The 23,379-nt window shown below is 66.2% G+C and carries 26 protein-coding genes; 5 read left to right on the top strand and 21 right to left on the bottom strand.

All coding sequences use genetic code 11. The annotated features are described in order from the left end of the window. Positions 1–103: 103 nt before the first annotated feature. The 13 genes from lpdA to V4558_01780 all read right to left on the bottom strand — a co-directional run bounded on the left by lpdA (position 104) and on the right by V4558_01780 (position 12,191). Complete coding sequence (gene lpdA / locus V4558_01840) at positions 104–1,504, bottom strand: dihydrolipoyl dehydrogenase (protein MES2304216.1); 1,401 nt, start codon at positions 1,502–1,504, stop codon at positions 104–106. 185 nt (positions 1,505–1,689) lie between these two features. Further along, on the bottom strand, positions 1,690–2,925 hold the full coding sequence (locus V4558_01835; GenBank protein ID MES2304215.1) for a dihydrolipoamide acetyltransferase family protein: 1,236 nt from the start codon (positions 2,923–2,925) through the stop codon (positions 1,690–1,692). A 4-nt stretch (positions 2,926–2,929) separates the two neighbouring features. Continuing rightward, entirely contained in the window at positions 2,930–3,910 is a 981-nt protein-coding gene (locus tag V4558_01830) for a pyruvate dehydrogenase complex E1 component subunit beta (protein ID MES2304214.1), read from the bottom strand. Then, entirely contained in the window at positions 3,911–4,936 is a 1,026-nt protein-coding gene (gene pdhA, locus V4558_01825; protein MES2304213.1) for a pyruvate dehydrogenase (acetyl-transferring) E1 component subunit alpha, read from the bottom strand. It lies immediately after the preceding gene. Next, positions 4,936–5,889, bottom strand: a complete 954-nt coding sequence (gene lipA / locus V4558_01820) for a lipoyl synthase (protein ID MES2304212.1) — start codon at positions 5,887–5,889, stop codon at positions 4,936–4,938. Before lipA ends, pdhA begins: the two co-directional genes overlap by 1 nt. A 102-nt stretch (positions 5,890–5,991) precedes the next feature. Continuing rightward, on the bottom strand, positions 5,992–7,080 hold the full coding sequence (locus V4558_01815; GenBank protein ID MES2304211.1) for a hypothetical protein: 1,089 nt from the start codon (positions 7,078–7,080) through the stop codon (positions 5,992–5,994). Between the two features lie 117 nt (positions 7,081–7,197). After that, entirely contained in the window at positions 7,198–7,992 is a 795-nt protein-coding gene (locus V4558_01810; protein MES2304210.1) for an anti-sigma factor, read from the bottom strand. Continuing rightward, positions 7,989–8,588 (bottom strand): sigma-70 family RNA polymerase sigma factor, encoded by a 600-nt coding sequence (locus tag V4558_01805; GenBank protein ID MES2304209.1) that lies wholly within the window; start codon positions 8,586–8,588, stop codon positions 7,989–7,991. Before V4558_01805 ends, V4558_01810 begins: the two co-directional genes overlap by 4 nt. 91 nt (positions 8,589–8,679) lie before the next feature. Further along, the gene (locus V4558_01800) at positions 8,680–9,120 is read right to left on the bottom strand and encodes a DUF6702 family protein (GenBank protein MES2304208.1); all 441 of its coding nucleotides are present in this window, start codon (positions 9,118–9,120) and stop codon (positions 8,680–8,682) included. Next, positions 9,117–9,704, bottom strand: coding sequence for a HupE/UreJ family protein (locus V4558_01795; GenBank protein MES2304207.1), 588 nt, complete (start codon positions 9,702–9,704; stop codon positions 9,117–9,119). Before V4558_01795 ends, V4558_01800 begins: the two co-directional genes overlap by 4 nt. Further along, positions 9,701–10,897: a hypothetical protein gene (locus V4558_01790; GenBank protein MES2304206.1), complete on the bottom strand. Its 1,197-nt coding sequence runs from the start codon at positions 10,895–10,897 to the stop codon at positions 9,701–9,703. The genes V4558_01795 and V4558_01790 overlap by 4 nt, the downstream gene beginning before the upstream one ends. Further along, positions 10,894–11,472, bottom strand: a complete 579-nt coding sequence (locus V4558_01785) for a DUF4331 family protein (protein ID MES2304205.1) — start codon at positions 11,470–11,472, stop codon at positions 10,894–10,896. Before V4558_01785 ends, V4558_01790 begins: the two co-directional genes overlap by 4 nt. Then, positions 11,469–12,191, bottom strand: a complete 723-nt coding sequence (locus V4558_01780; protein ID MES2304204.1) for a DUF4331 family protein — start codon at positions 12,189–12,191, stop codon at positions 11,469–11,471. The genes V4558_01785 and V4558_01780 overlap by 4 nt, the downstream gene beginning before the upstream one ends. Before the next feature lie 151 nt (positions 12,192–12,342). Between V4558_01780 and V4558_01775 the strand changes: the two genes are divergently transcribed. Then, complete coding sequence (locus tag V4558_01775) at positions 12,343–13,074, top strand: ABC transporter ATP-binding protein (GenBank protein MES2304203.1); 732 nt, start codon at positions 12,343–12,345, stop codon at positions 13,072–13,074. Then, entirely contained in the window at positions 13,071–14,504 is a 1,434-nt protein-coding gene (locus tag V4558_01770; GenBank protein ID MES2304202.1) for a hypothetical protein, read from the top strand. The genes V4558_01775 and V4558_01770 overlap by 4 nt, the downstream gene beginning before the upstream one ends. Positions 14,505–14,511: 7 nt before the next feature. Here the strand turns inward: V4558_01770 and thiO are convergent, their stop codons facing one another. Continuing rightward, positions 14,512–15,618: a glycine oxidase ThiO gene (gene thiO / locus V4558_01765; protein MES2304201.1), complete on the bottom strand. Its 1,107-nt coding sequence runs from the start codon at positions 15,616–15,618 to the stop codon at positions 14,512–14,514. Between the two features lie 92 nt (positions 15,619–15,710). Here thiO and V4558_01760 point away from each other — a divergent pair, with 92 nt between their 5' ends. Continuing rightward, positions 15,711–15,932 (top strand): hypothetical protein, encoded by a 222-nt coding sequence (locus tag V4558_01760; GenBank protein MES2304200.1) that lies wholly within the window; start codon positions 15,711–15,713, stop codon positions 15,930–15,932. 13 nt (positions 15,933–15,945) lie between these two features. Here the strand turns inward: V4558_01760 and V4558_01755 are convergent, their stop codons facing one another. The 7 genes from V4558_01755 to V4558_01725 are packed head-to-tail and all read right to left on the bottom strand — an operon-like array spanning position 15,946 to position 21,216. Continuing rightward, a complete protein-coding gene (locus V4558_01755; protein MES2304199.1) occupies positions 15,946–16,443 on the bottom strand; it encodes a hypothetical protein in 498 nt (165 codons plus the stop codon). Beyond that, entirely contained in the window at positions 16,440–17,399 is a 960-nt protein-coding gene (locus tag V4558_01750; GenBank protein ID MES2304198.1) for a hypothetical protein, read from the bottom strand. The genes V4558_01755 and V4558_01750 overlap by 4 nt, the downstream gene beginning before the upstream one ends. Beyond that, on the bottom strand, positions 17,396–18,148 hold the full coding sequence (locus V4558_01745) for a DUF3108 domain-containing protein (GenBank protein MES2304197.1): 753 nt from the start codon (positions 18,146–18,148) through the stop codon (positions 17,396–17,398). Before V4558_01745 ends, V4558_01750 begins: the two co-directional genes overlap by 4 nt. Beyond that, positions 18,145–18,936, bottom strand: coding sequence for a glycosyltransferase family 2 protein (locus V4558_01740; GenBank protein MES2304196.1), 792 nt, complete (start codon positions 18,934–18,936; stop codon positions 18,145–18,147). Before V4558_01740 ends, V4558_01745 begins: the two co-directional genes overlap by 4 nt. Further along, positions 18,933–20,018 (bottom strand): glycosyltransferase, encoded by a 1,086-nt coding sequence (locus V4558_01735; GenBank protein MES2304195.1) that lies wholly within the window; start codon positions 20,016–20,018, stop codon positions 18,933–18,935. The genes V4558_01740 and V4558_01735 overlap by 4 nt, the downstream gene beginning before the upstream one ends. After that, the gene (locus tag V4558_01730; protein MES2304194.1) at positions 20,015–20,737 is read right to left on the bottom strand and encodes a gamma-glutamyl-gamma-aminobutyrate hydrolase family protein; all 723 of its coding nucleotides are present in this window, start codon (positions 20,735–20,737) and stop codon (positions 20,015–20,017) included. Before V4558_01730 ends, V4558_01735 begins: the two co-directional genes overlap by 4 nt. Further along, entirely contained in the window at positions 20,734–21,216 is a 483-nt protein-coding gene (locus V4558_01725) for a hypothetical protein (GenBank protein MES2304193.1), read from the bottom strand. Before V4558_01725 ends, V4558_01730 begins: the two co-directional genes overlap by 4 nt. A 107-nt stretch (positions 21,217–21,323) precedes the next feature. Between V4558_01725 and V4558_01720 the strand changes: the two genes are divergently transcribed. Both V4558_01720 and V4558_01715 read left to right on the top strand, forming a co-directional pair. Next, on the top strand, positions 21,324–21,860 hold the full coding sequence (locus V4558_01720) for a hypothetical protein (GenBank protein MES2304192.1): 537 nt from the start codon (positions 21,324–21,326) through the stop codon (positions 21,858–21,860). After that, positions 21,857–23,377, top strand: a complete 1,521-nt coding sequence (locus V4558_01715) for a peptide MFS transporter (protein ID MES2304191.1) — start codon at positions 21,857–21,859, stop codon at positions 23,375–23,377. The genes V4558_01720 and V4558_01715 overlap by 4 nt, the downstream gene beginning before the upstream one ends. The last annotated feature ends 2 nt before the right edge of the window (positions 23,378–23,379 follow it).

Genomic DNA, 23,379 nt, shown 5'->3' with positions numbered 1-23,379 from the left:
TAGAGACTAGAGACTAGAGACTAGAGACTAGAGACTAGAGACTAGAGACTAGAGAGGGCACGAAGGCGACCACCTCTAGTCTCTGATCTCTAGTCTCTAGTCTCTAGATATGCACCGCGCGGCCCATCGAGTCGAGCGCCGCCTCGGCGATCGCTTCGGAGAGGGTCGGATGGGCGTGAATAGCGAGATCGACCTCTTCCACCGTGTACTCATTGGTGCGGGCCATTACCAGCTCGCCGATCATCTCCGACGCGTGACCGCTGACGATATGCGCGCCGACGATCTCGCCGTACTTCTTGCCGCGAATGATCTTGACGAAGCCATCGGTCTCGTTGGTGGCACGCGCCCGGCCGTTGGCGGAGAAGGGGAAGCGTCCGACCTGGATATCCATCCCGGCCGCCTTCGCCTGTTCCTCCGTAAGTCCGACCGACGCGACTTCCGGGTGGCAGTAGGTCACGCTCGGCACGTTGGTGTAGTCGATCGCCTTCGGCTTGTGTCCGGCGATCACTTCGGCAACGTGGATTCCTTCGCGCGTCCCCTTGTGGGCCAGCATCGGCGGGCCAGCGACATCGCCGATCGAGTAGACGCCCTTCACGGTGGTCTCGAGCGTCGCCGGGTTGACCTGGATGAAGCCGCGATCGGTCAGCTTCACGCCGACCTGTTCGAGGCCGATCCCCTCGGTGTTCACCGCGCGACCCGCCGCCATCAGCACCTTCTCGGCCGTGATCGTTTCGGTCTTGCCACCGACCTCGACAGTGATGGTGACGCCGTCGGCCTTCACGTCGGCCTTCACGACCTTCACGCCGGCCAGGACGTTGATGCCGCGCTTCTTGAACGACTTCGCGATCACGTCGGAGCACTCGGCATCTTCGATCGGCAGGATGCGCGGCAACGCCTCGATGAGGGTGACCTCGCTCCCGAACGCGTTGAAGATGTCGGCGAATTCCGACCCGACAGCTCCAGCGCCCACGATGGCGAGACTCTTCGGCGCCTTTTCGAGGAAGAGGGCCTCGTCCGAGGTGATCACCGTGGTACCGTTGACCGCGAGGCCGACCTGCGGAATCCCCTTGGTGCGCGAGCCGGTCGCGAGCACGATCGCCTTCTTCGCGGTGATGATATCCTCGCCGACCTTCACGGTAGTGGCCGACGTGAGCGTGCCGGTGCCCTTGATGACGGTGACCTTGTTCTTCTTCATCAGGAACTCGGCGCCCTTCGAGTTCTGGTCGGCGACCTTGCGCGAGCGCTTCATCGCGACGCCATAGTCGACCTTGACCTCGCCCACCTCGATGCCGAGCTCCTTGCCGTCCTTGCGGATCAGGTTGGCGGTCGACGCGCTGTGCAGCAGCGCCTTGGTCGGGATGCAGCCGATGTTGACGCAGACGCCACCGAGCTTGTCTTTCTCGATCACGACGGCGCTGAGGCCGAGTTGCGAGGCGCGAATCGCCGCCGGATACCCGGCCGGCCCGCCACCAACGATGACGACGTCGAACGAACTATTTGCCACGGGAGTTGAACTCCGATTTAAGGTCAGACCTCAAAAGGATGGTCGATGACAGATGACAGATGATGGATACGTCGCGAGCGCGATTCGCGATTCCGTGACCTCTGATCTGCCACCCGTCATCTGTCATCTGTCATCCGTCATCTGTCATCTGTCATCTGTCATCTGTCATCTGTCATCCTGCAGTGCTACCAGATCATCGCCAACGGGTTCTCCAGCATCCCCACCAGCGTCTTCAGGAACGCGGCGCCGCTGGCACCATCGATCACCCGGTGATCACAGGAGAGCGTGATCCGCATCCGGCGACGCGCCACGATCTGGCCGTCGTGGACGACCGGCTTCTGTTCGATCCGGCCGACGGCGAGAATGGCCGATTCGGGCGGGTTGATGATCGCCGTGAATTCGTCGATGCCGAACATGCCGAGGTTCGAGATCGAGAAGGTCGCGCCGGTGTATTCCTCGGGTTTGAGCTTCTTCTCGCGCGCACGGCCAGCGAGTTCGCGGACTTCGGCCGAGATCGCGCGCAGTCCCTTCTGATCGGCATTGCGGATGATCGGCGTGATCAGGCCGTCGTCGATGGCCACGGCCACGCCGATATGCACATCCTGCCACTGCCGGATCGAATCTTCCATCCACCAGGCGTTGACGTTGGGATGCTGCCGCAGTGCGGCGGCGGCGGCCCGGATGATCAGGTCGTTGAAGGAGAACTTCCCCTTCTCATCGAGCGCGAGCAGGGCTACGCGCGCATCGTTCGCGCGCTCCATATCGACTTCGGCCGTGAGATAGAAGGTCGGGATCGGGCCGATCGACTGCACCAGCCGCTTCGCGATCGCCTTCCGCATCTGCGACAGTGGCACGTCGTTGAAGGACGAGACCGAGACGCCACCCTCGCCACGCATCCGCGCCGGTGCACCAGCGCTGACCCCCTCGAGGTCGCGCGCGATGACGCGACCCTCGGGACCCGAACCCGCGATGGTCGCGATGTCGACGCCCTTGTCGGCGGCGATACGCTTCGCGAGGGGGGAGGCCTTCACGCGCCCGACGGCGGCTGAAGCCGCGTTGGGCGTCGGGGCTTCGGCAGGCGGAGTAGGGGCTGGCGCTGCGGGTGCGGCCGGCGTTGCCGGCGCGGCGGTTGGAGCGGCGGCTGCAGCTGCCGGAGCGGCATCGCCACCCGGTATCGCCTCGCCAGCGGTGCCGATCCACGCGACCACCTGCGCGACAGGAATCGTGGTGCCCGCTGCCGCGACCTGCTTGAGCAGCACGCCTGCGCCGCGCGCGACGAGCTCCATCACCGCCTTGTCAGTCTCGACTTCGGCGAGGACATCGCCCACGGCGACCGGGTCACCTTCGTTCTTCTTCCACTCGACGAGGCGGCCTTCTTCCATCGTCGGCGAGAGCGCTTCCATCACCACCTTGGTCGCCATGTCGTCAGTCCTTGTAGCAGACGCGGCGGACGGCCGCGGAGATCTTCCCCGCGTCCGCCTTGGCGGCCTTTTCGAGGTGCTTGTTGTAGGGCATCGGCACGTCGGCCTGCGTGACGCGGAGTACCGGGGCATCGAGATCGTTGAACGCTTCGCGCTGGATCAGATCGACCACCTGCGCGCCCACACCCGCGAACGCCCACCCCTCTTCGGCGACGACGCAGCGATGGGTCTTCGCGACCGAGGCGAGAATGGCGGCCTCGTCGAGCGGGCGGATGGTGCGGAGGTCGATCACTTCCGCATCGATCCCCTCGTCGGCAAGGCTCTTCGCCGCGTTGAGCGCCGGCGCGACCGTCTTCGAGTGGCAGATGATCGTGACATCGTTGCCGGCGCGCTTGATGTCGGCCTTGCCGAGCGGGATCAGGTACTCACCCTCGGGGACTTCGCCCTTGAGGTTGTAGAGCATCTCGCCCTCGATGAAGACGACCGGGTTCGGATCGCGGATCGCCGACTTGAGCAATCCCTTGGCGTCGGCCGGTGTCGCGGGCATCACCACCTTGAGGCCGGGGATGTGGGCATACCAGCTCTCGAACGCCTGCGAGTGCTGCGCGCCGAGCTGCAGTGCGGCTCCGCCGGGGCCGCGCACCACGATCGGGCAGCCAATCTGGCCACCGCTCATGTAGCGCACCTTGGCGGCGGCATTCACGATCTGGTCGATCGCCAGCAGCGCGAAGTTCCAGGTCATCATCTCGATGACCGGCTTGAGCCCGACCATCGCGGCCCCGACGCCGATGCCGGCGAAGCCCAGCTCGGCGATCGGGGTGTCGACGACGCGCATCGGCCCGAATTCCTCGAGCAGCCCCTTCGACACCTTGTAGGCGCCGTTGTACTCGGCCACTTCCTCGCCCATGAGGAAGACGTCGCCGTCCCGCTGCATCTCTTCGCGAAGCGCCTGGTTCAGCGCGTCTCGATATGTGATCACGGCCATTTATTGGCCCTCCGGCGCATACACGTCGGTCCAGAGTTCCGACGGATCCGGGTCGGGTGATTCTTCGGCGAAGACGACCGACGCAGCCACCTCGGCGATCACCTCGGCATCCATCGCCGCGAGGGTGGCATCGTCGAGCAGATCGAGGTCGCGCATCCGCGCCTCGAGCAAGGCAATCGGATCACGCATCCGCGATGCATCGAGCTCTTCCTTGCTGCGGTAGGTCCCGCTCGCCGCATCCGACATCGAATGCCCCACGTAGCGGAAGCAGCGGATGTCGAGCAGGGTCGGGCCTTCGCCGGCACGGGCGCGAGCCACGGCGGCATCCATTGCCTGCCGCACCGCGACCACATCCTGACCATCGACTTCCACACCAGGCATCCCGTAGGAGGCGGCGCGGAGATAGAGATCGGTGATGGCGGCCGCACGCTTGACGGCGGTGCCCATGCCGTAGCCGTTGTTCTCGATCACGAAGATCGCCGGCAGCTTCCAGAGGCCCGCCATGTTCAGCGCCTCGTGGAAGGAGCCGATATTCGCGGCTGCTTCTCCGAAGTAGGTCAGCGAGACCTGATCGGTCTTGCGGTACTTCGCGGCCCACGCGAAACCGGCACCGAGCGGAATCTGGCCACCGACGATTCCGTGCCCGCCCATGAAGCCCTTGGCAAAGTCGAACAGGTGCATCGACCCGCCCTTCCCTTTGGAGCAGCCGGTCGCCTTGCCGAACAACTCGGCCATGATCGAATTCGGCGTCATCCCGCGCGCGAGTGCCTGGCCATGCTCGCGATAGGCGCTCACGATGTAGTCGTCGCTCCGCAGCGCGGAGATGGTTCCGACGGCGACCGCTTCCTGTCCCGTGTAGAGGTGGCAGAAGCCGCCTATCTGGCCGATCGAGTAGGCCTCGCCGGCGCGCTCCTCGAAGTGACGGATGAGGAGCATGGTCCGCAGCCAGTCACGATACTGGTCGGCGAACGGTGCCTCGGCGCCGCGACGCTTCGATCGCGGATTGTTGTCGGTCGACACAGCCATCAAGTCGTCCCCTTGGCGGAGCGGGCCTGGTCCCAGGCATGGTAGGAAGAGCGGGTGAGCGGCGAGCTCTCGACGTGCGAGAAGCCCAGCTTCATCCCGATCTCCTTGAGTTCGGCGAATTCATCCGGCGTGTAGTATCGCACCACCGGCAAGTGACCATCCGACGGCCGGAGATACTGGCCGAGGGTCACGATGTTGACATCACTGCGGCGCAGATCGCGCAGGCAGGTGATGATCTCGTCCCACTCCTCACCCATGCCGAGGATGATCCCCGACTTCGTGAGGGCGGTGGCATCCATCGCGCGGGCATTCGCGAGCACCTTCAGCGCGCGATCGTAGCGGCCACCCGGGCGCGCGAGACGATAGAGCCGCTCGGCGGTCTCGAGGTTGTGGTTGAGGATGTCCGGCTTCGCATCCATCACTAGCTGCAGCGCGCGCTCCGATCCCTTGAAATCGGGGATCAGTACCTCGACCGAAGTCTCGGGGAGGCGCTTCTTGATCTCGGTGATGCAACCGGCAAAGGCCTCGGCCCCACCGTTGGGCAGATCGTCGCGATCGACCGAGGTGATCACCACGTGCTCGAGCCCCATCCGGGCCACGGCCTCGGCGAGCTTGGCCGGCTCGGCCGGGTCGAACGCCTTCGGGGTGCCGTGCGAAACGGCGCAGTAGGCGCAGTTCCGGGTGCAGACATCGCCCAGAATCATGAAGGTGGCGGCCTTGTGCTCCCAGCATTCACCGATGTTGGGGCAACGAGCCTCCTCGCACACGGTGTGGAGGCCCAGGTCGCGCATCATCTTCTGGATATGGAGATAGGTCGGCCCGCCCGGCGCCTTCACCTTGAGCCACGAGGGCTTCCGTGCCGGGGTCAGCGGCAGGACGGCGGTCGGGAGAGCGGGCTCCGGAAGCGGAGCTCCGACGGGCTGACGGGTCAGCTGAACGAGTGGTACGGCCACGCGGACTCTTGGAACCTCCCCCTGGGGACAGCCCCGGCCTGAACCGGCGCTAGCCCAGTAAGATAGCCAGCCCCCCGTTGGGGGGGCTACCCAAGAGCAGTGTTACTGGAGGCGGAAGCGCAGCAAATGCTGCAAATCATCGCTATCGGTCCGGGTGGCATAGGCCCAGCTCCCGTCGAAGCCGATAAGCCGGACGCCGGCCGGGAATTCCACCCGATCGACGACCGCGCCGGTCCGGTCGATGACGTCCCAGGTGCTGGTGGGGGTGTCAGATGCCCGGCTCCGTTCGACCCAGATCCTCCCACGCTCGTCGCGAACGGCACGGCCGGTCGTGGGCGGCCTGGACGGGGCGAACTCCGGCTCGACCTTGGGAAGTGAGTAGGGCTTCCCATTCACCGTCATCTGGCGGGGAGGGGCCGCGTTCGCCTGGTCGCGAATGAGCTTCTTGTCGGCCTCGGTCACCGGCAGCGGGCTGTAGGGAATTGCAGGACCGTGCACGACCTGGCCAGCCGGTGAGTACCAGTCGACCCGGTACGGTTGATTCCGCACCACGGCGACCCAGCCATCGGGTGATGGCGTCCAGACATCTCGGGGCGAGAAGTTCACCGCACGGCTGGCGGTCAACCCGCTGGCCTGGTCAGTGATCGTGCGACGCTCGGGCGACTTCAACCGGGTTAGCGTGGTTTCCTTCCCGGCGGCATTCCGCATCAGTGGAAACGAATCCTGCCCTGGTGCGGGTGCGGTCGTGAAGATGCCGCCGAGCGTGTCGGTGACGAACTGATCGGGACCGTCATCCAGGATCAGCCGGAAGCCGCTGCCGGACCCGGACACACCGCGAACGTCGCCGACCTCGCCTCGCGGAGTGACCGGGAGGTACCGCTGCTGTTGCGGATCGTACACCTGCAACCCGCCGCCCTTGTCGTGGTAGACACCGCCCACCGCGCGGTACTCGCGCGGACCGGCCCCAACGCCTCCGAGATCGACCAGCTTGCCCGTGGACCAATTGAGCAATTGAACCTTGTTCTCCTTCAGGTCGGTCACGACGAGACGGCCATCAGGGAGAGCGCCAACGCTGCGCACGATGGTGAAGTCGTGCGGGAACTCCTCAGGGCGAGCGAGTTGCCTCGGCTTCTGGGCGAGAAGGGAGCCAGACGGAAGGAGAAGTGCGAGCGCGAGAATCCGGAGCTGCATCGGGCGACCTCATCAGAAGGGGGCGGCGCCGAGTTCAACTGGCACCGCCCCCTCAGATGAATGGACGTGGCGAATGGTCGCTGGAAGCCGCCACGGCTTTACCGGTCTCGAACCGTTTCAGCGCGTGCTGCGCTGGCCTGCGAGAATCGGTGACGACGTGGGTGCGGCAGAACCGCCGGTCGGTTCGACTGTGATCGCTGCCACCGACCACGGCCCCGCCGGAAGCGGAACATCGGTCAGGATCCGGCGCCCGCTGGCATCGGTCTCGAAGGTGACTGAGGGCATCGGCGCCTTCCCGGTCTCGATGAACCAGAGCTGGTAGGTCTTGCCTGCCGGCGCCGCCTCGAGCGACGTGACGGCGAGCACCATTCGCCCGCGCTTGCTGTCGACGTATGCCTTGATCGACGGCTTCACGGTTCCGGTGCTCGCGAGCGTCACCAGCTCGATGTCGGGCGAGGTCAGCCGTGCGATGGTGGAATCACGCTGCTGCATCTGCAGCGCCGCCTGCGCCACTGTTGCCCTCGCCTCGGCGGTAGTCGCGCGCTCGCGGGTCAGGTCGGCGGACAGCTTCACGATCGCCAGGAGCGACGCGGCAAGAGCAGCACCCAGCCAGAGTGGCGCAGTCGAGCGGCGCGCCGAGGCGAGCGGAATGACCTTCGTTTCTGCCGCTGGCTCCTGCACCGGGTGCGGGACGGCCTTGGCCATCACCCGGGCCTTCAGATCAGGCGGCAATTGCACCGGCGTGCTTAGCGCGGACGCCGCCAGTGCCTCACGGGCCGCCGCGACGCTCTGCGCCAGCGCCTGGTCGGAAGCCAGACGTGCCTCGAACGCTGCTCGCTCGCTATCGTCGAGCAGGTCGAGCACATACTCCTCGACCAGTTCGTGCATGGGGTGACGCGATGACTCGCTCATGCGTACCCCTCCGGTCCGAGTGCGGTCAGTAGCTCACGCAGTTTGCGCAGACCCAAACGTACCCGGGTCTTGATTGTCCCGAGCGGTTCGCCCAATCGCTCGGCGATCTCCGACTGGGAGAGCCCCTCGAAATAGGCGAGATCGAGGGTGGCTCGCTGGGCGTCAGGGAGCGCCATCATCGCGTCGCGTACGCGGCGTGACCGTTCGTCGGCGAGCAGGTTGGCGACCGGTGACGCAAAGCCGCTGCCCATCGCCGGGGCGGAGTCAACTTCTGCCTCCGCCGCATCCGCAAGCCGACCACGCCGGGTTCGCGAACGCACCGTGTCGAGTGCGCGACTGCGGGCAATGGTCGCGAGCCAGGCAGCGACCGAACCACGTCCGGCCTCGAAGCGCGAAGCCTCACGCCACGCCTGCGCAAAGGTGTCGACCACGACCTCCTCGGCATCGGCCTGCTCTCGCGTGATCCGCAGTGCGAGGCCGAGCAGGTTTGGAGCATAGCGATCGTACAAGGCGGACATCGCCGCGGTTTCCCCTCGCGTCATGGCAAGCACGAGAGCGGAGTCGTCGGGCGCGGAACGAGCAGCGGTACTGAGCATGAAGCGGTGGACGAGGCTCCGGGAGGGAAAGGCACATGGGCTGCCCACTCAATGCTACTCCGCCGGCGCCCACGAATACAAGCCATGACGATCACGGGAGTGCCTGTGCAGCGTCACCTCGAAGAAAGACCAGTTGTGCACGACGACCATCGATCAGGATGGCGGCGACATTGACCTGATCCGGGAACCGTTCCTGCAACAGGGTCACTCCGATTCGCCCGTTGCCGAGAGGCGCGGCGGCGGTGCCCTGCAGTTCGATTCGCAGCCGATCGCCCTCAGCGGTCACACTGCGGGCCGCCATCACGACGGCCGCGCCGCGGCCATCGCTCACTCGCAGCGTGCGCGAGAGGTACTCCCCGACTGCCGCCACGGTCACTCCACTGGCGAAGTCATCGCGGTAGACCCGAACGGTTGCAGTCACCATTCGGCCGGTGGACGTGAGCTCCACTCGCGCGGCGTGTACTGGATGCCAGCGCCAGGCCCCCCCACAAAGGATGAGAGCGACGAGCGCGAGCGAGCGGAGCCGATTCACCACGGTATCCGCTGCGCGGCAAGCACGAGAGCCACGCTGGCGACCGTGGCCGACGTGAGGCGCATCCGCCACTGGGTCGCCGTCATCGGGTCGCGATTCGTTGCCGCGGTGAGCGCCTTGTCGGCAAGCGCGAGTCCACCCACGAGAGTCGTCAGCACGAGCGCCTGGCCGAGTTCGATGCCGAGGTTGAAGCCCAGCAGCGGCAGCGCGACCCCGCCATCGAACAGGTCGCGCAGTGTGGTCGCGAAGCCGGCACCATGCACGAGGCCGAAGAGGCCGGCAAGCACTGGTCTGAGAGCGCCGGCGGGGCGGTTGCCGTGGTCGAACAGATTTTCGGCCGCCGCAATCACGATGGTGCACGGGATCAGGAACTCCACCACCGGAATCGGGAAGCGCACCACGTTGAGCGCCACCAGCGCGAGGGTGATGCTGTGTCCGACGGTGAATGCGCTGACCACCATCAAGCCGTGACGCCAGTCACGCGGGCGGTAGCTCGCGGCGAGTGCCGCCAGAAAGAGCAGGTGATCGAGCGCCTCGATCGAGACGATGTGACGGAAGCCAACCGAGATGAAGGTCCCGATCATGGTGTCATCCCCAGTGCCGCAGCATGATCGTGGAGCAGCCGGTCTTCGGTGTGCCAGCGGAGCGCCTCGCGCATCGCCACAATCGCCTCGGCGTCTCGGCCGCTCCGATGAAGCGCCCAGGCATAGAGATCCCAGCCATAGATATCCTGACGCGTCTTCAGTTCGGTTGCGGCCTGCTCGAGTACAGCGTCGACCTGCCGGCCACGGTCGAGCAAGGCGAGGCGCCACTGCCGGTGCCAGGCACTCGGCGGCGCGGCGGCTATGGCGGTCTCGAATGCGCGGAACATTCGCTCCGATTCTGTCACTTGCCCCAGTTGCCGGTGCGCCTCGCTGGCGAGGGCAAAGGCAAGCGGATCTTCGCCGGCGTTCATCGCTGACACGGCATGGCGCAGTGCTGCCGCCGGGTCGGAAGTCGCGAGATCGAGGCGGGCCTCGGCAAGCAGAATCCTCGGATCGTCGGTGACCACGTGTGCCGCAGTGGCGAGCGCGCTCCGCGCGGCGCCGTACTCTCCCACCTGCAAGGCCAGCTCACCGAGCCGGAGGTCAAACCAGGCGATCTGCTCGGCCGGTGTCCCGGCCATGCTGCGCGCCTCGCTGCGAGCACGCAGCAGCAGCGTGCGCGCATGCGCCGAGTGGCCGCGCAGCGAGGCCCACCGCGCCACTCGCGCTGTGACCGCGGCATCGGCGCCGGGGCGATCGAGGGATGAGAAGATGGTGTCTGCCTGAGAGTAGTTGCCGAGTTCGAGCGCAATTTCGCCGCGAAGCGAGCGCGGCCCCGGAGCCATCGGGTCGGCCGCGAGCAACGAGTCGGTTGCTGCGGCGGCCTCACGGAACCGGTGCTGCCCCACGAGTGCAATCGCGAGGGCGTGAAATGCCTCGACGTTGTGGGCGCGACGATTCTGCAACGACGTGCGTGCTTCCGCTTCGGCCAGTGAGAGATCGGCCGGCGTGCCGCGTTCGCGTGCCCGCTGCAAATAGAGCGCAGCGAGTTTGAGGTGATCCATCGCACCGGTCGGGTCGCGCTCGGCGCGCATCTGATACCACGCGATGTCCGCATCGCGCCGGTGTCGCTCCGCCGCCACATCCCACGTCGGCGGCGGAGCAGGGCGCGTGTGACCGCGCACGGCAACGACCGCAGTCGTGCTGAGCACCACCACCGCCGCCGCCAGGGCGGTCGCACGCGTCGGGCTCACGGGTTCGCCGGAGCCAGGTACGGGAAGGTGGCGATGAACGGCGAATCGCTGGCAACGTTGTCCGTCGTCAGCCCGGCCGACACATTGCTCGGGTCGAGCAGCGGCCCGAAGATCGCCATCAGCCCGGCATCAACCACGTCATCAGAGAGCTTGCGGCCGCCATAGCCGTTGGCGAGCGCCCAGCTGAGCCATCCTGCCGTCGTGGGATCCTTGTCGGTCTGCACGATCAGCATGTCCGGCAGCAGCACCGACGCGAGCGTGTTCTGCACCGTGGCATTCCGCCCCGCCACCGTGGCAACAAAGTTCACCAGCTCGGCGCGAATGTTGACCACGTCGGTGGCCGGGCCGGTGCTGCCGTGCAACGCGTGGCTGCGCTTGGCGAGGAAGACTTCACTCACCAGCGGGTTGCCGAGGCGCTGCACCTGGTTGTACATCCGCGGATTGGTATCCACCGGAGTGGTCATCGGGTCGGTGTTGTCACTGCAGGCAGTGGCGAGCACTGCCACCAGCAGCAACGGAACCGTGCGGAACGTGGCCATCGTCGCGATCCTGGAAAGGGGAGAGTGAGTATTCATCGGGAGATGGTCCCCCAGAGACCGATCTTGGCATTGCCACCGGCCGTCAGCATCGTGGTCGGCAGTTCAATCACGATCGAGGCGAGATTGGCGCCGAGCACGGCATCAACGGCCTGACCCACGGGGCGGAATGCCGACGCGGTCGCGTTCGACGGCGTCGAGAGCGGCCCAGTGCCCGGGCGACGATCGGGGAGAATGCGGAAAAACTGCTCGAGGTCGATGAAGAACGGATCGTCGCGCACGCCGGCGTAGACCTGGACACCGGTCGACGAACCGAGGATGGCGTTGATGTTGCCCTTTACGACGGGCTCATCGGTCGAGACCACGTTCTGCATTGCGCCCTTCACGCTCGGAGCGAACGGCCCGCGCACTTCAACCTGCTGCGTGGCGCCAGTGCCGGTGAAGGTGATCTGGAAGACCTTGTCCTCGATCGCATCGCCGGTGTTGTCGACCTTGATCTGGTAGAGCAGGTTCTTGTCGAAGGAGGCGGTAGCGACCGCGGATGGGGCAATGAACGGCTGCGAGTTGAGGATCAGCGCGATGCGGCCAGCCGTGGTGGGGAAGGCGTAGAAGTCGGTCATGTCCTGCTTTGGATTGAGCTCGACGTCGGCGGTGTCCTGGTGGTCGGAGGCGACGGCGACGTGCCGTGCCCCAAGCAGGGCGCCGATACCGAGGGCGACGGCGAGGCCGACGCGCGCGGGTCGTGACAGGGTGATCATCCGGAAGGAACTCCTGGCTATTGGAAGCGGTCATGGTGCGGTGAACACCCAGGGTACGCGACCAGTCTCCCATCGGATCTCCGCGATCTGCCGACCCCTTCCCTCGTGACCGCGAGGCCATCACCTTCCGGCGTCTCCCACCGGGCCGCTGATGAGCGAGGACGAACCGATTCTGTCGGTGCAGGATCTCACCGTGCGGTACCCTGCGTTCACGCTTGGCCCCGTTTCTTTCGCCATTCAGGGCGGCGAGACGGTGGCGCTCCTCGGCGCCAATGCCGCAGGAAAGACCACCCTGCTACGGGCCATTACCGGACGGCTGCGTGATCGCGAGGGGAGAGTGGCGCTCTCGGGCCGTGATCCGCTCTCGGCGCCGCCGATCTGGCGCGCGCGGGTCGGCTTCGCCGCCGAGAAGCCGCAAGTCGACGGCGCGCTGCGAGTGCGCGAGTGGTTTGCCTTTCTGGCCGATTGCTATCCCAGCTGGGACGTCGCCTATCAGCGCGACCTTACCGCGCGGCTGTCGCTCGATGATGGCGAGCGGATCGGCACGCTCTCGCGCGGCACGGCAGTGAAGGCCGCCTACATCGGGGCCGAGTCGTATCGTCCGCAGTTGCTGGTACTCGACGAGCCCACCAACGGTCTCGATCCCGTTGTCCGCCTCGAGATTCTCGAATTGTTGCGCCGCTGTTTCGCGGCGTCACCGGATCGGGCACTGATCTTCTCGTCGCATCTCCTCGACGACGTCGAGGCACTCTGTGACCGCGCCCTCCTCCTGCGCGATGGCCAACTGGTGCAGGAGATCGCCGGCACCGTGCTCACCGAGGCGCGCGCCTCGGGTCAGCTGACCACGCTGATCGCCGGCGTGTTGCGCTCTCCGGTCGCGTGATCGACCTGCACGGCCTCCTGCCGACGCTGCGCCGGGAGGTGCGACGCGGCGCCACGCTGAGTCTGGCGTCGGGTGTCGTCGCACTCATCGCGGCAGGCATCTCGACGCGGCTCGAAGGAAGTGCGGCAATGATCCCTGGGGGGCTCGCCCTCCTCGGCGCCGTGTTTGCCTGGTTCGGTCCGTTAGTGCATCTCGGCGCGGATCGCGTCCTCGGGCACCTCGAATTCGATCGCACCCTCCCGATTGCCCTCCGGGTGATGGCCGCCGGACGACTGCTCGGCGCGTCGATCCGGATCCTGCCGCTCTTCCCGGCGCTGGTCGCCTTGCTCATTGGGTTCCGCCAGTCGAGCGGGCCGGCGGAAGTGGGCGACGTCGTGGCGCTCGTCGTGATTCCACTGGTGGGGCAGGTGGTCGCGACGGTGGTGCTCTGGTGGCTGATGGCGCTCAATGCGCGTTGGTCGTTCCGACGACTCTGGTGGCTGCCAACCACGATCGGCTTTCTGCCACAGGTCGCACTGATGGTGCTCCCGGCGTCACTGCGCGTCACAGTGGAAAACTGGTTCATTGCCGCGATTCACACGTTGACGGGAATCGCGACCGGTTCCCAACTCGTTGTGCTGCTGCTGCTCGTCGTCGTGCCGCTGCTGATTGCCTGCTTCGCCGGGGCCGCGATTCTCTTCGCTGCGGGTCTCGCCCGGTATCAGTTTGATCCGACCCAGCTCGGCGTGTCGGTGAGCAAAGGATCGCGCGTCGAGCTGAGTGCCATCGGGCGCGGACCACTCCTCGCCGTGGCGCGGCTGCGACTCCGACTCGCCACCGAGCAGTTTCGCCGCGAACTGGTCGTGCTGGTGGTGCTCTTCCTCGTCGCGGCCTTCGGCCCAGCGGGCGCACGCGATTTCGCGCGGCACTACATCCCGATGCTCGCGGCGTTGCTCCCCTCAGGGATCGCGCTGCAACTCTTCGCCGGAAGGGTCACCGGGGAACTCGAAGGGCTGCAGCACCTGCCGCATTCGGCGAGCACCGTCGGCCTGGGGTACCTGCTCGCGATCGGTGTGATGGCGCTGCCGGGAGCCGTCGCGCTGCAGCTGTTGCACGCGATGTCGGGAACACCGCCGACGGTGGTCGCCGTGTTGAGCAGCTGGGCGTGGTTTGTCGCGATCGCGTGGGGTGGTGCGGCGGTGGGGCTCTGGTTTCGGCGCCGCTACCTCATTGCCATCGTCGTGCTGCTCGTGGCAATGCTGGTCACGTCGTCGTTCCTGGATTCAGAGGATCGCATCATCGGTGGCGTGATTGCGCTGATCGATCGCTACCGCGCACTGCAGATCGCGTTCGGGCCGCTGCTGCCGTTCGGGATCACGCTGATGGTCGTCGTGGTGGGCGTGCCGCTCTTCTCGCGTGGGCTCGCGCGCTATACGCCGCAGCGCGCCTGAGCGCTGGCTACCAGTTCCAGAAGCGGGTCGGCCGGACCGCCTTCAACTCGTCGGGCATCTCCTCGCCACCGATACCCTGCGCGATGATCTCGCCGGTAATTCCGGCGAGGAGTATGCCGTTGCGCCCGTGGCCCGTGGCATACCAGAGCCCGGGGAGTCGTGGTTCGGGTCCGATGATGGGAAGTCCATCCGGCGTGCCGGGGCGAAGGCCGGCCCAACTTCGCAACGGTGTCTCGCTGGCGAGCGCAGGGTAGATGGTCGCGACACGCTCGAGCAGCTCGGCAAGCGCTCCCGGCGTCACTTCGACTTCAAAGCCGGCGTGTTCCATCGTCGCGCCCGCGAGCAATTCGTCGCCACGCTTCAGCAGGTAGCAACGGGGACCATACACGATCGCCGGTGGCCGATTGACGGGCCAGCGAAACGCCGCCATCTGGCCGCGGACCGGTTCGACCGACACGGGACGGGGCAGGTGCTCGAGACGTCCGGCCCAGGCGCCGCCCGCAATCACTACCTGCGCGGCGGGGTAGCGTCCCAGGGTGCCGATCACGCCGAGCAGCTTGTCGCCGCGACGGTCGAGCCCGACCGCGACATCGGCAACGATCTGGGCGCCGTGACGTTCGGCGTCGGCACGGAAGGCTCGCACCGCCCGAACCGGTTCGAGGGCGCCGTCTTCCGGTGCCCAGAAGGCACCAAGCCCGGGAGCAAGCCAGGGCCAGCCCTGCTCCACTTCTTCGGGGGAGAGCCAATCGGCTCGATATCCCTGCTGCCGCTGCCAGGCCACCTTCGCCTTGGCCGCCTCGACCTCGACTTCGCCACGGGCGATCTGGAGAATGCCGCATTCCAACAAGCCGATGTCGGTGCCAGCGGCCTCTGCCAGCGCCTCGGCATTGCGGCGGTAGAAGCTCCGGCCGGCCAGCGCGAGGTTGAAGAGCGGATCGTCGGGGCCGGCCTCGATCTGGGCCGCCAGCATTCCGGCCGCTGCCCGCCACCCCTCGCCTGGGGTATCGGGACGCTGGAGCAGGGTCACCCGACGCCCGGTGAGCGCAATGGCCCGGGCGCAGGCGGAGCCGACGGCCCCACCGCCAATCACCACGACATCGGATCCAGGGGTCATATGGTTCGGGTTGAAACCTCTACGGGGGGCCGGACGTATCATATTCCAGTGTCGCGCATCGGGCGCGGCCGATCCCAGCACGGGAGTCTAATATGGTCCGGAACATCGGTGGTTTCGCTGTCTTCGCCTTTCTCGCGATGCTCGCCTTCAAGGTGCTCGGCGGGATCTTCGGTGCACTGATAGGGCTGATCGGAACGATTCTCTGGTTCGCTTTCCTCGGCTTCGTGTTCTACACGATCCTGAAGATCTTCTCGCCGGGTACGGCGGCCAAGGTTCGCGAAGCGGTCCGCGGAGATTCGTCGACCAGCGCCTGAGACCGGCAGCGATTCAGTATCGGCCGGTGCGTTCCGTACTATCGGGGCGCGCCGGCCGAGTAGTTTCTGCGGGCGGTGTTGATGAGTGAAGGTGCAGGATGCGCCAGGCACCGCTCTTGGTACGGCCAAGGACAAACGTCGCGCGCCCTTCACTGGCACTCTCGCCCACCGTGTGTGGCAACCAGCGGTACTCCACCGAGCCGAACACGAAGTTCCCTGTCACGGTGATGCGGCTCGACCCCATCTGGATCTTGCCCTCGAGTCCGATCCCGGCGATCCGCGGTGCATCGGCGCGCGGCTCCCCGTTCGCGATGATCTCGGCGTCTTCCACATAGAGCGAATCGGGCTCCTGCAATGCGACGTCGGCGTTGAATGCGCGCGCAATCAGGAGTCCGGCGATGGAGTCCGCCGCAAATGCTTCGAGCGAACCGGAGGGTGACGGGGCCGCGATGGGGGTCTGCGTGCGCGCCCCGCAGCCGGCGAGCAGGAGCACGAGCAGCGAGCGCTTCACGTGGCTGTTCCGATGGCGTCGAGAATGCCCCATACGAGCAGCGGCAGCATGACCTCGTGGTGGCCGGTGATCGAGACGCCGATCCCGTGCCCGCGGGTCGGCCGCTGGACCACGTTCATGCGCGGGCGGTAGTGGCGGATCATGTCGAAGTCGGCGGCGAGAAATCCGGTGGGACGTCCTTCACCGAGATTGCGCGCAATGGTCAGCGCCTTGAGGAAGACCTCGGGCATCACCACCGCACTGCCGAGATTGAGCACCACACCGCCATCGTGAAGGTCGGGAAGTGAGCCGGCCAGCCGTCGGAAATCGCGCATCGCCGTGGCGCCGAGTGCGGCGCCGTCGATCGCCGGATGCTGGTGGATGATCTCCGCGCCAATCGCCGGATGCACCGTAAACGGTACCCCGCGCGAGCGGCACGTCAACAGGAGTGATGCCTCGGGGCCCGCCAGGGTTGCCCGCTCGGCGAGGGCATCGGCGAGACCTTCACCGAGGCCGCGCTCGCTGGCCGCGGCGGCGGTGATGGCCTGATTCATCTCGCGGCCGGTCTCTTCCACCATTCCGAAGGTGCCGTCAACGAGCCCCGCTTCGACGTCTTCACTCGTCCCGCCGAAGGCCGCGAGTTCGAAGTCATGGATCGCGGCGGCCCCGTTCATGGCCACGTGAGTCACGATGCCGCGTTCGAGCAAGGTGCCGAGGAGGGGCCCCAGGCCAGTCTTGATGACATGACCACCGAGGAGGAGAACGACGCCGCGCTTCGCCGCTGCGGCCGCGGCCACCTTCTCGATTACAAGGCGAAGGTCTCGCGCCGCGAGCACGTCGGGGAGTGATGCGAGAAAGGCGCGGAACGAGTGGTCCGCGCCCGGGGGCGTCGCGAGCAATGAAGGGTCGACCTTGTTGCGCCGGCCGCCGAATGGCACCGTGCGCAGCTTCGAGAGGTCGGCTTCGCGCCAGGTCATCCGGTGCCGTGCGGCAGGGTGATCTTCTGCAGGATCAGAGAGACCGTGCCGAAGGTGTAGCTGGTCTCGATCCGCACCGGGATGCGCCGTGCGTCGTCGGTCAGCCAGATCCTCGCGTCGGATGTCTTGGAAAACATCCCGTTCGGCTCGTCGACAACCGGATGAAGCACCAGGCACTTCACCTTGGTGCCGTCGGGCATTTCCATCTCTTCGCGCTTGAGCACTTCGACCGTGACCGGATTCTTCTCGCTGCGGAAGTAGCGGTCGTACTTGTACGTCCGCTTCAGCTCGAGCGGGAGGGTGCGCAAGTAGTAGATGAAGGCGACGTCGTCGAGCGGCGCCTTGGACGTCGGCTTCGGCGCATCGGCGTTACGGCGGAAATATCCGGAATCGGGGAAGATCAGGAAGTTTTCATTGCGGATCTTGCCGTTTTCCTCGAGCCGCTTGGTAAAACGTCGCGACACGAAGTCGTCGAGGCCGGTCCACGAGACCAGGGTCGTCGAGTTCTCGAACTTCCAGATCGCGTTGACCTTGATCCCCGACGTCAGCGAGAACTTCCAGCTGTTCACGCCACGAATGGTGTCGTTCGGGAGCACGCTGAGCGTGGCCGCGCCGGCACTGAGGATGCCGAACTTCCCCTTGTATTCGAGCACCTCGCCCACGCCGAACGGCACTGCTGACATCTTCGGTCCGGTCTGCAAGGCGACGGGAGCAACCTGCATCAGCATCACTAGTCCGAGAGCAATCACGCAGCTTCCTTCGTCGGGGCCGTCCGGGGCGGCCGATCTTCACGGGGCGGCTTCATCGCCACTGGAGGCGCGACGAGCTGCTTGCGCGCGGCCCAGAGTTCCCGCGCGAGCGGCCACGCCTGATAGCGACTCTCACGCTGCTGACGATCGGCGCGTTCCACCACTGGAACGGACTCGACGCGTCGGGCGCCTGCAGCGGCCCACGCCAGCAATTCGGCGCGTGCCGCCCATCCTTCCGTGGCAATCCACGCACCCGGTTTGTCGCGGAAGGCATTGCGCAGCGCGACCAGTCGGAAGGCCGCAAAGCCGGAGACGACATCGCGAATCCCGGGCACACGAACTCGACTTCCCAGAATGCGCGGCGCCCACTCTCGTACCATCCGCCGCCAGCGATCCGGTTCACCTTCGAGTGTTGCTTCACCCACGACCACATCGGCACCGCTATCGAGTCGCTTCAGGAACTCGGGGAGATCGGCGGGGTCGATCGCGAAGTCACCCGGGATGATGATCGCGGCGTCGCGCTTGTGCCGATCACTCCGCTTGAGCGCTTCCTGCAACAGCCGTTCGATGGTGGCGGCGTAGCCGAGCTGACGCTCCGATCGCAGTACCGTGAGTGGCAACACCTTCGCATACGGGGTGAGCACCTCGGTGGTTGCATCGGTCGAGGCGTCGTCACCCACGAGCATCTGGTATTCGCGACCGCTGTCCTCGAGGACGCGGCGAATCTTCCAGAGCAGGAGGCCGATGGTGCTGCCTTCGTTATGGCTGGGAATGCAGAAGTAGATCATCGTCCGGTCGGTGTGGGCATCAGCGAACGATAGAGGGCCAGATACGCCTCCGCCATCCGTCGGGCCGAGAAGTGAGCCACGCGGGCAAGGGCGCGCTCGCCAAGGGTGCCAGCCAGGGCAGGATCGGTGACGACCCTGACCACGGCATCGCCGAGTGCCTCGTGATCGCGCACCGGCACCACCAGCCCGCTCTCCCCGGTAAGGATCTCCGGGATTCCGCCGCCGGCCGTTGCGGCGACCGGACGACCCAGCGCCATGGCATCGAGCATTGCCGTACCGAGCCCTTCCTCCTTGGAGGAGGTCACGAAACAGTCGGCAGCGGCCACGAGTGGGAGCGGGTCGGAGAGGTGACCGAGCAGCCGAACCGTCCCCACAAGATCGAGATGCGCGATCTGCGCCTCGAGTTCGTTCCGGAGCGGCCCTTCGCCGGCGACCGCCCAGATGAGTTCCGGGCAGCTCTTGCGGGCGTGCGCCGCGGCAGCGACGAGGGTCCGGTGATCCTTGTGATCGACCAGCGCGCCGGTCGCCACCGCGAGGGGCTGGTCGAGCGGCAACCCCAGTGCGGCGCGCGCACCATCGGGAGAGGTGGCAGCGACCGACACGACATCGATGCCGGAATGGATCACCGGCACCCGGCCGGGCTCGAGGCCATCACGCACGACGATGTTGCGCACCGCATCGGAGATCGCCACAACCCGATCGGCACGGCCCCAGAAACCGAGCCGACGCAGCGGAAAATCCACCCGACGCGTCGCGATGTAGGGCACCCGGGAAAGTGTCGCGGCCATGCCGGCAATGGTGGTGGAATGACCATCGTGCGCGTGCAGGATCGCGCCACCGCGGCGGCTCTCGACCCACGCCGCGCGCGCGGCAGCGGGCGAGAGTCCGGCCTGCCACCCGACCGCGTGCACCTCGATCTGTTCGGCGCGAAGTCGACGCTCGAGTTCGGTGCCGACGCCGGTCACGACAATCTGGGGACAATCGAGGTCACGCAACTCACGCGCGAGAAGCCAGGCCTGCTTCTGTCCCCCTCGCCACTCGCGACCGCTCGCGATGTGGACGATGCGCGCGGTGTCGCTCACGCGCGTCGCGCCGCCTGAGCCAGGGCAGCGAAGAGCTTGAGGTCGGCCGCTTCCGGATGCATGGCGAGCTCCTCGGGATGCCACTGGACGAAGACGATCCACTCGGCCGGGTTGGAGCTCTCGAGTCCCTCGATCACGCCATCGGGTGCCACCGCCGTCACGACGAGCCCCGCGCCGGGCGCATCCGGTGCCTGATGATGGAATGAATTCGCATCGATGGTGGTGGCGCCGTAGATCGCGTGCAGGCGACTCCCTTCAGTAATCGAGACGGTATGCGAGCCGCGATCACGCGCGGTCGGCGGATCGTGGTCGACACTGCCGGGGCGTTCGGACGGGAGATCCTGGATCAGGGTGCCGCCAAAGGCGACGTTGCCAATCTGGATCCCCCGGCAAATCCCGAGGATCGGAAGATCACGAGCGCGCGCATCGGCGATGAGTGCGAGTTCGTTGGCATCGCGCCGCGGGTCGGTTCCGCCCAGCATCGGATGCGCAGCGGCACCGTAGCGAAGCGGGTCGACGTCTTCACCACCAGTGAGCAGGAGCGCGTCGCATTCGCCGAAGAGTTCCAGCGCTTCCTCGGGTGAGAACTCCGGTGTGATGAGAATCGGGAGTCCGCCCGAGGCGAGCACGGCGCGCACATAAGGCACGCTGACGCCAGCGATGTACTGACCATTCCTTTCACGAGTGACCGCGGCGATACCGATACGGGGACGACTCATCGCAGGGAATCCGGGAAGAGGGGACAGCGCGCGTCGGCAATGCGCCGCGGGTCGAGGCGCACGCCGAGCAGCAGAACGACGGTGTCGGGGAAGACCAGTTGCCCGAGCGCGGTGGCACCGGGAACCGGGGCACCCTCGAAGGCCACCACCCCCTGGACCCGATCAAGACCATCGGCCACGAGCACGCCGTACCCCACCTTGGTCCCCTTGGGATGACCGGCCAGAGTGACCCGCAGGTGTCCGGCCGAGTCTGTCTGGAGCGGGGCGCGCACCGCCGGGCCGGCGACGAAGCGCACCGCGACCGTCGTCGGGACATCGGCCGGCACGTGATCGAGGAGGTTTCCCTGGCCAAACGACTCGAGGACGACGAGCGGGGCAGTAAGGGCCGAGATGCCGCACGCCGCCGACGGTCCATCACTCTTGCCGCAACCCAGCAGGGCGGCCAGGAGGATGGTGCTGGGGGGAACGTGGCGGATCACTGCGAACCTCAAGGTGTCGGAGACGGTCCAATCTAAGCGGGTGGTTGCTTGACCACGGCGCGTTGCGGCGGGTACCATTCCGCTGCCTTCCTCTTGCCACCCACGGAATGAATCTCGACGACCTGAAGCTCCAGCTCGACCGCCTCTTTGCCGCGCGCCCTGATCCCCGGGAACAGGCCGCCGGCCTCCGCGAGGCACTGGTCGAATTCAAGATCGGGATCGGGCAATTGCGGGAAGCCCTGCAAAAGAGCGAACGCGAGCTTGACGTGGCGCGGCGCGAAATGGCCGACTACGAACGGCGGGGCAAGATGGCCGCCGAAATCGACGACGCCGAGACTACCCGGATCGCCGAGGAATTCACCGCCAAGGCGCGTGAGAAGGTCGACCTGCTCGAACGAAAGGTGCTGGTGCAGCGCGATGAGCTCGGCCTCGCCGAGCGGGATTACGAAGCCACCAAACAGCAATACCAGTCTGCCTCACGCGGTATCCCCTTCGGCCAAACCCCGCCGTCCACCGCCCCCGATCAGGACCCCGATGCCGGACCGTCGCTGATCGACCACCTCGTGCTCGACCAGCGTGCCAGAGAATCGGCGGTCGAAGCCCAGCTCGCCCTGCTCAAGAAAAAACTCTCGGAGCCCAAGTGACGACGCTGCCTCCCCAGACCGGATTCTTCGGTCACCCCGCCGGACTGCGCACACTCTTCCTCGCCGAAATGTGGGAACGCTTCTCCTACTACGGCATGCGGGCACTGCTGGTCCTCTTCATGACGGCGCCGGTCGATGCCGGTGGCCTCGGCTGGCCGGTCGTGAAGGCCGGTGCGATCTACGGCGTGTACACCTCGCTGGTCTACATGCTCTCGCTCCCTGGCGGCTGGATCGCCGACCGCATCATCGGCCAGCGGAAGGCGGTGTTCTGGGGCGGCGTCGTGATCATGCTGGGGCATATCGCCCTCGCGATTCCGGTGGAGAATTTCTTCTTCCTCGGATTGGGTCTCGTCGTCGTAGGCACCGGCCTGCTCAAGCCGAACATCTCGACCATCGTCGGCCAGCTCTACGCGCCCGAAGATGTTCGTCGTGACGGCGGCTTCTCGATCTTCTACATGGGGATCAACCTCGGTGGCTTCTCGGCGCCACTGGTGACCGCTTACCTCGCGCAGAGCCCGGGCTTCAAGGCGACGCTCGAGGGGTGGGGCATCTCGGCGCACAATTCGTGGCACTGGGGCTTCGGTGCTGCCGCTGTCGGCATGGCGCTCGGGCTGATCTGGTATGTCGTCGATGCCAAGGCGATGGGCGAGGCTGGCCTGCACCCGGCACCCGTCAGTGGCCCCGAAGAGCACGCGCAGCTGCGCCGGTTGCTCTGGCGCGGTGTTGGACTCGTGGTTGGTGTGCTCGCGTTGCTCGCGGTGCTCAATTCGAGCGGCGTCATCGAGATCACGGCGAGCAAGGTCAACACCTGGTTCGGCGCGTTGCTGCTCCTCACGGTGGTTGCCTTCTTCGCATGGCTCTTCCTCGCGGCCAAGTGGACACCGGAAGAGCGCAAGCGGCTGATCGTGATCGCCGTCCTCTTTCTCGGCGCGGCCGTCTTCTGGTCGGTCTTCGAACAGGCCGGTTCGACGCTCAATCTCTTTGCCGATCGCAGCACCAATAACGTGATCTTCGGGAAGCCCTTCCAGTCGGGGATGTGGCAGTCGATCAACTCGCTCTGGATCATCCTGCTCGCTCCGGTGTTCGGCTGGATCTGGGTCAAGATGGGGGCGAAGAATCCGTCGTCGCCGGCCAAGTTCGCCTTCGGCCTGCTGATGGTGTCGATCTCGTTCGCCTGGATGGTACCGGCCGCCAAGATCGCCGGTGAGGGGAACAAGGTCGGCTGGTGGTTCCTGCTGATCTGCTACTTCCTCCAGACCGTGGGCGAACTCTGCCTCTCGCCGGTCGGGCTCTCGGCGATGACCAAGCTGGCGCCGGCACGGGTCGCCTCGCTGATGATGGGGGTCTGGTTCCTCGCGACCTCGGTGGGCAACTACATCGGCGGGAATGTGGCCTCCCTGTATGAATCGTTCGAACTGCCGACACTATTCACTGCGATCGCGGTGTACGCCTTGATCTTCGCCGTGGTCCTGGCGCTCCTGGTGAAGCCGATCAACCGGATGCTGGCAAGGGGATAGCT

The organism is Gemmatimonadota bacterium, from assembly GCA_040388535.1.
In the GTDB taxonomy this organism is placed as follows: Bacteria; Gemmatimonadota; Gemmatimonadetes; order Gemmatimonadales; family GWC2-71-9; genus Palsa-1233.
This window is presented reverse-complemented; position numbering and strand designations above follow the sequence as displayed.